9 protein-coding genes are annotated in these 12,985 nt (G+C 68.1%); all 9 read right to left on the bottom strand.

Annotated features, from left to right (window positions below):
* Positions 1-2: 2 nt before the first annotated feature.
* Positions 3-887 carry a class II glutamine amidotransferase gene (locus tag ACK3BB_RS16275; RefSeq protein ID WP_428925687.1) on the bottom strand — a complete coding sequence of 295 codons (885 nt, stop codon included), beginning with the start codon at positions 885-887 and terminating at the stop codon, positions 3-5.
* A gap of 144 nt (positions 888-1,031) precedes the next feature.
* Positions 1,032-1,679 carry a helix-turn-helix domain-containing protein gene (locus tag ACK3BB_RS16280; RefSeq protein WP_428925688.1) on the bottom strand — a complete coding sequence of 216 codons (648 nt, stop codon included), beginning with the start codon at positions 1,677-1,679 and terminating at the stop codon, positions 1,032-1,034.
* A 342-nt stretch (positions 1,680-2,021) separates the two neighbouring features.
* Positions 2,022-3,173: an iron-containing alcohol dehydrogenase gene (locus ACK3BB_RS16285; RefSeq protein ID WP_428925689.1), complete on the bottom strand. Its 1,152-nt coding sequence runs from the start codon at positions 3,171-3,173 to the stop codon at positions 2,022-2,024.
* The gene (locus tag ACK3BB_RS16290; RefSeq protein ID WP_428925690.1) at positions 3,170-4,546 is read right to left on the bottom strand and encodes an aldehyde dehydrogenase family protein; all 1,377 of its coding nucleotides are present in this window, start codon (positions 4,544-4,546) and stop codon (positions 3,170-3,172) included. The genes ACK3BB_RS16285 and ACK3BB_RS16290 overlap by 4 nt, the downstream gene beginning before the upstream one ends.
* Complete coding sequence (locus ACK3BB_RS16295) at positions 4,543-5,907, bottom strand: glutamine synthetase family protein (protein ID WP_428925691.1); 1,365 nt, start codon at positions 5,905-5,907, stop codon at positions 4,543-4,545. The genes ACK3BB_RS16290 and ACK3BB_RS16295 overlap by 4 nt, the downstream gene beginning before the upstream one ends.
* Before the next feature lie 22 nt (positions 5,908-5,929).
* Entirely contained in the window at positions 5,930-8,362 is a 2,433-nt protein-coding gene (locus ACK3BB_RS16300) for a GcvT family protein (RefSeq protein ID WP_428925692.1), read from the bottom strand.
* Positions 8,359-9,237 (bottom strand): choline/ethanolamine kinase family protein, encoded by an 879-nt coding sequence (locus ACK3BB_RS16305; RefSeq protein ID WP_428925693.1) that lies wholly within the window; start codon positions 9,235-9,237, stop codon positions 8,359-8,361. The genes ACK3BB_RS16300 and ACK3BB_RS16305 overlap by 4 nt, the downstream gene beginning before the upstream one ends.
* A complete protein-coding gene (locus ACK3BB_RS16310) occupies positions 9,230-11,584 on the bottom strand; it encodes a DUF1989 domain-containing protein (RefSeq protein WP_428925694.1) in 2,355 nt (784 codons plus the stop codon). The genes ACK3BB_RS16305 and ACK3BB_RS16310 overlap by 8 nt, the downstream gene beginning before the upstream one ends.
* Positions 11,584-12,930 (bottom strand): NAD(P)-binding domain-containing protein, encoded by a 1,347-nt coding sequence (locus tag ACK3BB_RS16315; protein ID WP_428925695.1) that lies wholly within the window; start codon positions 12,928-12,930, stop codon positions 11,584-11,586. Before ACK3BB_RS16315 ends, ACK3BB_RS16310 begins: the two co-directional genes overlap by 1 nt.
* Between the last annotated feature and the right edge of the window lie 55 nt (positions 12,931-12,985).

The raw sequence follows: 12,985 nt of genomic DNA on the forward strand, positions 1-12,985 counted from the left end.
TCTCAGCGTTCCCAGAAATAGACGGTGGCCGGCTCGGGTTCCCAGACCTTTGCGGTCTCGATCCCCGGCAGGTCGGCGAAGGCGCGATATTCGGACCCGAAGGCCACGTAATCCTCGGTTTCGGCCAGCACCGCCGGCTTGCAGGCGATCGGGTCGCGCACCACGCCGAACCCGTTGCGCGTGCCCATGACAAAGGTGAAGAACCCGTCGAGGTCCTGCAACGTGCCTTCCAGCGCCTCGCCCAGGGTCGCCCCGCCCGCGATGCGCGACGAGATATAGGCCGCGCCCACCTCGGTGTCGTTTTCGGTCTTCACGGCAAAGCCATCGCGGGCCAGCGACCGGCGCAGGCTGTTGTGGTTCGACAGCGAGCCGTTGTGCACCAGGCATTCGTCGGAGGCGGTCGAAAACGGATGCGCGCCCAGCGTCGTCACCGCGCTTTCGGTGGCCATGCGCGTATGGCCGATGCCATGGCTGCCGCCCATCGCCCGCAGGGCGAACCGCTCGGCCACGTCGCGCGGCAGGCCGACCTCCTTGAAGATCTCCATCGAGGCCCCCCGGGCCATGACCCGCAGGCCACGGTCTTCCAGCGCCGCGACCGCTGTATCGGCCGCCGTTTCGGGCAGCGTCAGCACGGCATGGGTGTCGAGGATCTTGATCGTCACCGGGCTGCCGGTCACCTGCGCCAGCGCGGCATCCAGCCCGTCGAAGGCACCCGGGTCATCGGACTGGACGGTGATCTTCACCCCTTCGCCCTCGGCCCCGTAGATCGCGATGCCGGCGCTGTCGGGCCCCCGGTCGGTCATGGTGATCAGCATGTCCGTCAGCATCTCGCCCAGCCTGGGACGCAACGCATCGTTCTTCAGGAAAAGGCCGACAATGCCGCACATGGTTCACCTCTGGTCCGGATCCGGCCGACATGGCCGTGTTGACAGATCCGTAGACCGGCGATGATTTCCCTGCAAGAAAAAAACTTCACCACACAGAAAGTCGAGACCCCCATGCGCACCCTGCCCAAACCATGGGCAAAGGGGTCATTTCTGTTGCGGGTAGGTGATGATGGACAGGTAGCGCGCGGGCAGTTCGACCAGCACTTCGGGGCCGTGGGGGGCATCGGCGTCAAAGACCAGGGAATCGCCGGGTTCCAGCAGGTAGAGCTGGTCGCCATGGCGGTAATCGACGGTGCCTTCGAGCATGTAGAGAAATTCGATGCCCTCGTGCTGGAAGGTCGGAAAGCGGTCGCTCTCGTCGGTCAGATCGATGAGATAGGGCTCAACCACCACGCCGCTGTCATTCGATCCGATATGGCCCAGCAGGCGGTATTGATGCCCCGCGCGGGTGCCGGCACGGGCGATTTCCACGCCCTGCCCGGCCTTGACGTGCATCGCCCCGCGCGGTTCCTCGAAGCCCGAGAACAGCTGGATCAGGGGCACGCGCAGGGTGTTGGCCAGGGTTTGCAGGGTGGCCAGCGACGGCGAGATCACGCCGTTCTCGATCTTGGACAGCATGCCCACCGACAGGCCGGTCTGGGCGGCCAGCTCCGAGCCGGTCAGGCGCTGGCGCTTGCGCAGCTCGCGGACCTGGCGGCCGATGGCGACCTCAAGCTTCTTCTCGCGCACCTCGCGGATGGCATGGGGGTCCTGGGTCAGGTGGGTGTCGGCCACCTTGGTCTTCTTGCTCATGTCATGCCCCTCCCAAGGCGGTGGGCGGGGTTCTGGGCCAAATCGCGGCCCGGTTCAACCGTCGCGGTCGGGTGAATGGGCGTGGGTGCCGGCCGGGGCATGGGCGGGTGGCCTGCGTCGTCGCGGGATGGTGTGGCGCCATCGGTCGGGCGCGCAGCCATGTCGCGGGATGGCGTGGGGCAATCACCCTGGTGCCCTGTCCCGGCGCGGGACGGTGCGGGGGGGCCGACCGGGCGCCCTGGCCTGATGTGGGACGGCGCGGGGCCATTGGCCGGGCGCCCTGCCCCCACGCGGGGCGCGGGGCAAGGCCGGGGCCGGCGGGGCCTCCCGCACCCAAGCCCGTCAGCCCTCGAAACAGGCGGCGATGAGCGGCTTGAGATTGGCCTCGGTCAGGGCCACCGGATTGCCGCCGCAGGACGGATCGGTCAGCGCCAGGCGGGTCAGCTCGTCGATGTCGGGATCGGAGATGCCCAGCCCGCTCAGCGAGGACGGGATGCCCAGACCGGCGATCAGCCCGGTGACATAGGCCACGAACCCGTCGAACCCGCCGTCGATGCCCAGGTAGGCCGCCGCCGCGGCGATGCGCGTTTCGATCTCGGGCCGGTTGAAGGCCAGCACCTGGGTCATGACCGCCGCATTCGTCGTGCCGTGATGGGTGTTGTAGATCGCGCCGACCGGGTGCGAAATGGCATGGATCGCGCCCAGCCCCTTCTGAAAGGCCGTGGCGCCCATCGCCGCGGCGGCCATCATCTGGGCCCGGGCCTCGATGTCGGTGCCATCGGCAAAGGCCCGCGGCAGGTATTCCTTGACCAGCCGCATGCCTTCCAGCGCGATGCCCTGGCTCATCGGGTGGTAATGCGGCGAGCAATAGGCTTCGAGGCAATGGGCAAAGGCATCCATCCCGGTGCCGGCGGTGATGGCCGGGGGCATGCCGACGGTCAGCTCGGGGTCGCAGATGACCTGGGCGGGCAGCATCTTGGGGTGGAAGATGATCTTCTTCATGTGGGTTTCGGAATTGGTCAGCACCGTTGCCCGGCCCACTTCCGACCCGGTGCCCGCCGTGGTCGGCACGGCGATGATCGGGGCGATGGCCGAGGCATCGGCCCGGGTCCACCAATCGCCGATATCCTCGTAATCCCAGACCGGCCGGTCCTGGCCGCACATGAAGGCCACGGTCTTGGCCAGGTCCAGCCCCGAGCCGCCGCCAAAGGCGATCACCCCGTCATGGCCCCCGGCGGTGTAGGCCGCGATGCCCGCGGCCAGGTTGGCTTCGGTCGGGTTTGGATCGACCTCGGCAAAGAGCGCCCGGCCGAGCCCCGCGGCCTGCATCACCGCCAGGGCGGTTTCGGTGACCGGCAGCGCGGCCAGGCCCCGGTCGGTGATCAGCAGCGGCCTGGTCATGCCGGCGGCCGCGCAGGCCGCGCCCAGTTCCTGGATGCGGCCCGCACCGAAGCGGATGGTGGTCGGATAGGACCAGTTGGCCGTGAGCGTCATTTCAATGTCCTCAGGTGGTAGGATTTCGGTCGTGTGAGGGCCTGGTAGCCCAGGACGGAGAGCGATCCGCCCTTGCCGGTCTGCTTGCAGCCCGTCCAGCAGAGCGCCGGGTCGAGGTAATCGGCCCGGTTCAGAAAGACCGTGCCGGTTTCGAGCTGGCGGCCGATGGCCTCGGCGCGGGCCATGTCGGCGGTCCACAGCGAGGCGGTCAGGCCGTAATCGCTGTCGTTCATCAGGGCGATGGCCTCGACGTCGCCGGACACCGGCATGATGCCGACCACCGGGCCGAAGGTTTCCTCGCGCATGACGGCCATGTCATGGGTCACGTCGACCAGGATCTGCGGCGCGACATAGGCCCCGCCGGCGGCCGGAAAGCGGCCCGGGTCGATCAGCGGCGTGGCGCCCCGGTCGATGGCATCGGCCAGCTGGGCGCGCACGGTGTCGGCAAAGCGCACATGGGCCATCGGGCCCAGCGTCGTGGCCGGGTCGAGCGGATCGCCCAGCACGTAGCCTTCGACGATGGCCCGGGCCTTTTCGACGAAACTGTCGAAGAGCGGCGCGGCGACATAGATCCGTTCGATCCCGCAGCAGCACTGGCCCGAGTTGAACATCGCCCCGTCGATCAGCGTGTCGACGGCGGCATCGAGATCGGCATCTTCCATGACATAGCCCGGATCCTTGCCGCCCAGTTCCAGCCCGACGCCCGTGAAGGTGCCGGCGGCCGCCCGTTCGATGGCCCGGCCGCCCCCGACCGAGCCGGTGAAATTGACAAAGCCGAAGCGTTTCTCGGCGATCAGGGTCTCGACGGTGGGATGATCCATGGCCAGGGCCTGGAAGACGCCCGGGGGGATGCCCGCGCCGTGGAAGGCCCGGGCCAGCCGTTCACCGACCAGCAGGGTCTGGGCGGCATGTTTGAGCACCACGGCATTGCCCGCGATCAGGGCCGGGGCCACGGCGTTGATCGCCGTCATGTAGGGATAGTTCCAGGGCGCGATGACCAGGACCAGCCCGTGCGGCTCGCGGGTGATGTAGCGGCGAAAGGCCGGGCTGTCCTCGATGGCGATGGGCGCCAGGGCGGTTTCGGCGATCTCGGCCATGTAGGCCGCCCGCTCGCGGAAGCCGCCGAATTCGCCACCGTAACGCACCGGACGGCCCATCTGGCGGGCGAGTTCCGGCACGATGTCGTCGTTCATCGCGCCGATGGCCTCGACGCCCTTCATCACCAGGGCGATGCGCTCGGCCAGCGGCCGCGCGGCCCAGGCGCGCTGCTCGTCCGCCCCCTGCCGGGCGGCCTCGCGGGCGGCATCGAGCGCCAGGTAGGGCCGCGAGGCCAGAAGCGTCCCGTCGATGGGTGAGATGCAATCGAAGGTCATGCCCGTTCAAAGCCCCGCTTGAGTTCCCAATCCGTCACCGCCCGGTCGAATTCTTCCTGTTCCCATTCGGCCGCGCGCACGTAGTGATCGACGACCGCATCGCCCAGCGCCGCGCGCAGCATGGCCGAGCCGCGCAGCGCCTCGGTCGCATCGCGCAGGGTGGTCGGGATATCCGGCAGATCGGCCGAGGCATAGACATCGCCGGTGACCGGCGGATCCAGCAGCAGGCCTTCCTCGATCCCGGCCAGCCCGGCGGCCAGGAGCCCGGCCAGGGCCAGGTAGGGGTTCAGGTCCGACCCGCCGATCCGGCATTCCACGCGCACGGCCTTGGTGCCATCGCCGCAGAGCCGGAACCCGGCGGTGCGGTTGTCGACCGACCAGGCGATCTTGGTCGGCGCAAAGGTGCCCTTGGCGAACCGCTTGTAGCTGTTGACATAGGGCGCCAGGAACACCGTCAGCTCGGCGGCATATTTCAGCTGGCCGGCCATGTAGGCCGTCATCGTGGCCGACATGCCCAGCGGGTCGTCGGGATCGTGAAAGACGTTCTGCCCGCCCGACCACAGCGACTGGTGCACATGGCTGGACGACCCGACCCTGTCGGCCGCCCATTTCGGCAGGAAGGTCGCCGACACGCCCTGGCCCCAGGCGATTTCCTTGACCGCATGCTTGGCGATCGTGTGGTATTCGGCGGTCTTCAGCGCGGCATCGTAGCGGATGTTCAGCTCTTCCTGCCCGGCCTCGGCCTCGCCCTTGGAATTCTCGACCGGAATGCCCGCGGCGACCAGGTGGTTGCGCACCGGGCGCATCACGCCTTCTTCCTTCGAGGTCTGGAAGATGTGGTAATCCTCGTTGTAATCGCTGATCGGCACCAGCCCGGCATACCCCCGCGCGGCGTTTTCCTTCAGCGTGCCCTCGAACAGGAAGAACTCCAGCTCGGTCGCGCAGACCGGGGCAAAGCCCAGGGCCTCGGCCCGGGCCACCTGGGCCTTGAGGATCGACCGGGGCGATTGCGGGATTTCCTCGTGGGTGTGGTGGTCGAGCAGGTCGCAGATCACCATGGCCGTGCCATCCAGCCAGGGCAGCGGGCGGATCGTGTCGAGATCGGGCTTCATGACGTAATCGCCATAGCCCCGCGACCAGGACGTCGTGGCATACCCTTCGGGCGTGGCCATCTCGAGATCGGTGGCAATGAGATAGTTGCAGCAATGGGTCTCTTGCCAGGCGCTGGCAATGAAATGCGCGCCCGTGAACCGCTTGCCCATCAGGCGGCCCTGCATGTCGACGATGCAGGCCAGGACGGTGTCGATCTCGCCCGCCTCCACCTTGGATCGGAGGGTGTCGAAAGTCATCGGGCCGGACATGGGTGTCTCCTGTTGTGGCGTCTCAGGACTTGAGCCCAAGATTGTCGGGGTCGTAAAGGGGCTTGAGCGTGACCTCGGCCGGGATGCGGGTTCCGGCGACGTCCAGCTCGTAGCGGCCGGTCAAAATCCAGTCGGTCGTGACGCCCGGCGGGTGGCGCAGGTAGCCCATGCCGATGGCCCGGCCGATCGTGTGGCCGAACCCGCCCGAAGCCAGGTAGCCCACCCGCTCGCCGTCGCGATAGATCGTCTCGCGGCCCAGCAGCACGGTATCGGGCCCGGCGGTGAAGGTGGCCAGGCGCTTGGCCGGCGGCCGGCCGCGCAGGGCATCCAGCGCGGCCTTGCCCTTGAAGGGCGTGGTCTTGCGGCAGGCCCAGCCCAGCCCGGCCTCGATCGGCGTGGTGTCGGGCCCGATCTCGCCGGCCCAGGCGCGATAGCCCTTTTCCAGGCGCAGCGTCTCGATGGCCCGATAGCCGGCATCGGCCAGGCCATGGGGCGCGCCGGCGGCCTGCAGGGCGTCATGCACGGCGATGGCATATTCCGACGGGATGTGCAGCTCCCAGCCCAGCTCGCCGGCATAGGACAGGCGCAGGGCCAGCACCGGGGCGCCGGCGACAAAGATCGTCCGGGCGGTGCCAAAAGGAAAACCCGCGTTCGACACGTCGTCGGCGGTGACGGCCGACAGGATGTCGCGGGCGCGCGGGCCCATCAGCGACAGCACCGCGTGGGCCGAGGTCACGTCGACCAGCTCGGCCCTGTGCTCGGGCAGGATGTTGCGCGCGATCCAGTCGAAATCGCGGGTGGCAAAGCCGGTGCCCGTGGTGATGTAAAACGCGGTCTCCGACAGCCGCGCACAGGTCACGTCGGCCTCGATCCCGCCCCGGTCGTTGAGCATCTGGGTATAGGTCAGCCCGCCGACCGGCCCGGCCACGTCGCCGGCGGCGATCCAGCTCAGCGCGGCCTCGGCATCGGCACCGGTGAGCAGGAACTTGGCAAAGGAGCTCTGGTCGAAGAGCGCCGCCGCCTCGCGGCAGGCCCGGTGTTCGCGGGCCACGGCCCCGAACCAGTTGGGCCGGCCATAGGTATAGACATCCCGGGCCGCCTCGCCGGGCCGGGCAAACCAGTTTGGCCGTTCCCAGCCCATCTTCTCGCCAAAGACCGCCCCGCGCGCGGCGATCTGCGCATAGAGCGGCGAGCGCCGGTTGGGCCGGCCCGAGGCATGTTCCTCGGCGGGCCAGGCCATGGTGTAATGCTTGGCATAGGCCTCGGCCGTGCGGGCGCGGACCCAGGCCGTGTCGCGGTGGGGCCGGCCGAACCGGCGGATGTCGACGGGCCAGAGGTCAAAGGGCGGCGCGCCCTTGGCCACCCATTCGGCCAGCGCCATCCCCGCCCCGCCGCCCGAGGCGATGCCAAAGGCGTTGAACCCGGCGCCGACAAAGAACCCGCGCTGTTCCGGCGCCTCGCCCAGGATGAAATTGCCATCGGGCGTAAAGCTTTCCGGGCCGTTGACCATGGTCTTGATGCCCGCCGTTTCCAGCGCGGGCACCCGGCCCAGGGCCTGTTCCATGATCTGTTCGAAATGGTCGATATCGGTGTCGAGCAGCGAGAAATGAAAGCCCTCGGGAATGCCGTTCACGGCCCAGGGCTTGGGGTTGGGTTCATAGCCGCCCATGACCAGCCCGCCGACCTCTTCCTTCCAATAGGTCAGCCGGTCGGGGTCGCGCAGGGTGGGCAGATCGGGGGTGACCCCGGCGATGGGCTCGGTCACCAGGTATTGGTGCTCCATCGACACCAGCGGCACGTTCACGCCGTAGCGCGCGGCAAAGCTTCGGGTCCATTGGCCGCAGCAGACCACGACCTTGGGCGTCTCGATGTAGCCCCGCGCGGTCTCGACGCCCCGGATGACGCCGCCTTCGATGCGCAGGCCGGTGGCCTCGGTCTGCTCGGCGATGACCGCGCCCTTCATCCGCGCGCCCCGGGCCAGCGACTGGGTGATGTCCGACGGGTTGGCCTGGCCGTCGGTCGGCAAGTAGGCCGCGCCGACCACGTCCGACACATCCATCAGGGGCCAGAGATCGCGGGCCTCGGCCGGGGTCAGCAGCTGCATGTCCAGCCCGAAGCTGCGGGCCGTCGTGGCCTGGCGCCGGACCTCGGTCCAGCGTTCGGCATTGCAGGCCAGGCGCAGCCCGCCGTTGCGCTTCCATCCCGTGGCCTGGCCGGTCTCGGCTTCCAGCCGGTCGTAAAGGTCGACGGAATAGCCCAGCAGTTCGGTGATATTGGCCGAGGACCGCAGCTGGCCGACCAGCCCGGCGGCATGGAAGGTCGAGCCCGAGGTCAGCCTGTGGCGTTCGATCAGCACCACGTCGACGCCCAGCCGGGCCAGGTGATAGGCCGTCGAACAGCCGATGATGCCGCCGCCGATGATCACGGCCTGGGCGGTTGCGGGAAGATCGGTCATGACATGTCTTTCCAGGCGGCCAGCGCGGCATCGAAGCGGGCCAGGTTCCCGGCCGTGTAGGCCGCGTAATCGAAATCGAGCTCCGAGGTGATCTCGGACACCATCGACCACATTGTCTCGCGCAGGAGCGATGCGCAGCGCATGGCGCCATAGCTGTGGCGGAAGGGCCTGTCGGGCCGGTGGCCCAGGTACCGCGCCAGCATCTCGTCCTCGGCCTCGGGCGGCAGCCCGGCGTTGGAGGCCAGCCCGCCCAGGTCGAAGAGCGCCGAATTGAACCCGCCGTATTCCCAGTCGACCAGCCACATGGCCTGGCCGTCGCGGATGAAATTGGCCGGCAGCAGGTCGTTGTGGCCCAGCACCGGGCGCACCGGCCCGACCGCCTCTTCCAGCCGCGCGGCCTCGGCCATCAGCCGGTCCAGCGCCGGGCCGTGGGGCGAGCCGTTTTCGCGCAGAAAGGCGGCATAGTCGCGGCAGACATGGAAGACCCAGAAGGTCAGCACCGGTCCGCGCAGGCGCGGAGTGACATCGCGATGCACCCGGGCGACCAGGTCGGTGGCCATGGCCAGGGTCGCCGGGTCGTGCAGGGCCTCTTCGGTCAGGGCCTCGCCGTCGACGAAATCGAAGACCACGGCGCCCGGCTCAGCATGGACCACACCGGGCGACACCCCGGCCGCCGCCGCCGCCCGGGCCACGGCGATCTCGTTCCAGCGCAGGATGCCGTGTTCGGGAATGTCCCGGCCCAGGCGCACGACGTATTTGCGCCCGCCGTCCACGACGGTGGCATTGAGGTTGGTGATCCCGCCGGTCAGCGGCGCGATATCGGTGGGATCGGTCCAGCACGACAGCGCGCGCACCCGGGTTTCCAGTTCAGTCATAATCCCCCTTGGCCCGCGCCTTGGTCGGGTCGAAATGGGGGAACGGCACGACCACGGCCTTGAGCCGTTTCTGGTGGCCGTCCAGCTGGCCGACCTCAAGCGCCGTGCCCGGCGCGGCATGGTCGGCAAAGACCCGGGCCAGGGCAATCGTCCGGCCCAGGATCGGCGAGCGCGTGGCAGAGGTGATCACCCCCACCTGCACCCGGCCCAGCCGCAGGCAATCGCCATGGGCGGGCACTTCGCTGCCCTCCAGCTCCAGCCCGACCAGCTTCTTTTGCGGCGCGGCCTTGCGCCCTTCCAGCGCCGGACGGCCGATGAATTGCACGTCGTTCTTCAGCGGCACGGTAAAGCCGATGCCGGCCTCGAAGGGATCGGTCTGGTCGTCGAATTCATGGCCGGCAAAGGCCAGCCCGCTTTCGATGCGCAGGATGTCCAGCGCGGCCAGGCCCAGCGGCTGCAGGCCCTGCGGGTGGCCCTTCTCCCAGATCGCGTCAAAGACCGTCGTGGCGTCGCCGGGATGGCAGAAGACCTCGTAGCCCAGCTCGCCGGTGTAGCCCGTGCGGCTGATCACCACCGGCGTGCCGTCATAGCCGCCCAGCCGGGCGATGGTGAAGCGGAACCAACCCAGTTCCGCGACCGTCGGCTGGGCCGGCGGGGTCCAGAAGATGTCGGACAGGATCGCGCGCGACAGCCGGCCCTGCACGGCGACATTGCACAGCTGGTCGGTCGAATTGCGCACCTGGGCGTTCAGCCCGTGCTTTTCGGCCATCTCGCGCAGCCACAGCCCGCTGTCGTCGGTGCCCCCGACCCAGCGGAAGTTCTGCGCGCCCAGCCGGAAGATCGTGCCATCGTCGATCATGCCCCCGTGATCGGCGCAGATCGCGGTATAGACCACCTGCCCCACGGCCAGTTTCGCCACGTTCCGGGTCGCGCAAAGCTGCATCAGGGCCTCGGCATCGGGGCCGGTGACCTCGTATTTGCGCAGGGCCGACAGGTCCATGATCGCCGCCTTGTCGCGGCAGGCCCAGTATTCGCCCAGCGTGCCGACACCGGGAAAGCTGTTTGGCATCCAATAGCCGGCATATTCTGTGAAATCGCGGGTGTGGCGCGCGAATGCCGCGTGAAAGCCGGTTTCCTTCGTCTGCTGCACATCGTCCTCCGGGGTCTTGCGCCAGCCGATCGACCGCGGCACGGGCTCGGGCGTCATGTAGGTGCGCAGCTGGATCTCGGTCGGGGTCCAGCCATTGGCCGCGTCGATATCGTCGGGACAGGCCGTCGAGACGCAGACCAGGTCGGTCAGAGCCTTGAGCAGCACGTAATCGCCCGGGCGCGACCAGGGTTCCTGGGTCTCGATGGCATGGGTGGCGTCGAGCTGGGTGTTGAAGAAGAAGTTGATCGCCGGCCAGCCGCCGCGCGGGGCCACGCCATAGGGGTCGAGCCCGGCGTTGATGTTGTCGGTGCAATTGACATGGCCGGGATAGCCCGCGTCTTCGTAGTAGCGCGCGGTGCAGGCCAGGCCGAAGGTGTCGTGGCGGCCGCAGGTGTCCTGGACGATCTCGACCAGCGGTTCGAGATCGGTGTTCCAGTATTTCGCATGCAGCCCGGGCATCGGGTAGACCGAGCCGGTCATGGTGCGCGTGGCCGTCGGGTCGATCTCGCGCGGCTGGCCCCGGTCGATGGAACGCCTGGAAAAGGCCTGGAAATCGGAACATTCCCGGCCCTGCACGTCGAGGATCTGGATATAGGCGCCGGCGGGCACCTCGTAGACATGGGCCTGGCCGGGGCGGATCACCTGGTCGGTCAGCGGTGCGCCCAGCGGATCGGGCGCGTGGAAGACCGGGCGCGCGGCCGGGGCGGGCCGGCGGATGTAGAGAAGCAGCTCGGTCGGCGTATCCTGGGCCTGGGGCTGCATCGGCCCGCCGGGCGCGGCCAGCACGATCAGCGCATCGCCCTGGGCGGTGAAGCTGATGCTGTCGCCGGGGCGGCTCTCCGGTCCGTGAAGCGCAATGGCCCGCGCCTCGTCCAGATCACAGCCCGCCTCTTTCAGCACCCCGGCCACCGCCCGCCCGGACCGGCTCGCCAGCAACGCCGCGCGCAGGCCATCGGCCGGGACCGCCCCGCGCGCGCCAAGCAGCCCGGCATCGGCCCGGCCGTCGCGGCCAAAGGCCAGCAGCTCGCCCGCCTGCCCGCCTTCGCGGTCGATCACGATGATCTCGTCGCCGGCCGAAACCTGGACCGCCCGGGACCCGCCACCGGGGACAAGGTGGCGTTCGGTCCCGGGCGGCAGGTAGGGCAGGCCGGGATGCACAACGCCCGACCTTTCGCCCGGCCGTTCCAGCAGGCCCATTATTCCGCCGCGTCCGCCGCGGTCTGCAGATAACTTTCCAGGCTGTCGTCCAGCGCATCCTTCCAGCGCGTATGGTGCGGCGGCGCCATCGTCCCGGTCATCGGCGAGACATAGCCATGGTCGCGGAACGACATGATCCCCTTCTTCTTGTGCGTCTTCCATTCAAAGAACGCCTGGTTGGCGCCCTCGACATCGAAGGACGGGTAATCGGTCTCGGCGATCAGCTCCTTCACGTAATCGCCCTGGTAGACGATGGCCCCGTGATCGTCGAGCACGGCATCCTCGTCCGCTTGCCGCTTCTTCCAGTCGGCTTCCATGGCGGCGGCATCCGGCAGGGCGATGCGGCCCATGATGACGTCGCGCACCCACCAGGCCTGGGCATCGAACATGTTGAAGGTGAACCACTGGTCCTGCATGCCCAGGTAGAAAAGCGCCGGATTGCCGGTATAGACCACGCCCTTGTAAAGATCCGACGCCGCCAGCCGGTTGGCCGTCTTGAGCCGCAGGTCATCGCCCAGGAACGGGAAATGGTGCTTGTAGCCGGTGCACAGGATGATCGCGTCGACCGTCCTGGACGTGCCGTCCTTGAAGAAGACGATCTTGCCCTCGACCCGCTCCAGCGCCGGCACCTCGGCCCAGTTGTCGGGCCAGTCATAGCCCATCGGCGCGGTGCGATGCGCCACGGTGATCGATTTGGCCCCGTATTTCCAGCATTGCGAGCCGATGTCCTCGGCCGAGTAGGACGTGCCCAGGATCAGGATGTCCTTGCCCTCGAACTCGCGCGCGTCGCGGAAGTCATGGGCATGCAGGATGCGGCCGTTGAAGCCTTCGAACCCCGGGTAATAGGGCACGTTGGGGAAGGAGAAATGGCCCGAGGCGACGATGACATGGTCGAAGGTCTCGCGCGTTTCGGTGTCGGTCTGGCCGTTGCGCGCGGTGACGGTGAACATCTTGCCGTCATAGGTCACGTCGCGCACGACGGTCGAAAAGCGGATCCAGTCGCGCACGCCGGCCCGTTTCACCCGGCCTTCGATGTAATCGAACAACACGGCCCGCGGCGGGTAGGATGCAATCGGCTTTCCGAAATGCTCGTCAAAGGAATAATCGGCGAATTCGAGACCTTCCTTCGGCCCATTCGACCACAGATAGCGGTACATCGAGCCATGGACGGGATTGGAATATTCATCGACGCCGGTGCGCCAATCGTAACGCCACAATCCGCCCCAATCGGCCTGCTTTTCGTAACAGACGATTTCCGGGATTTCCTCGCCCTTTTCCCGCGCGGACTGAAACGCCCTGAGTTGCGCCAGCCCCGACGGGCCCGCTCCGATCACACAAATCCGCATTCCTGGTTTCCCCGTCCTGTCGTCGCGACTTTACCGTTGCCTTGCTGCGTATTTT

It is taken from the genome of Marinibacterium sp. SX1 (assembly GCF_050389775.1).
GTDB lineage: Bacteria > Pseudomonadota > Alphaproteobacteria > Rhodobacterales > Rhodobacteraceae > Marinibacterium.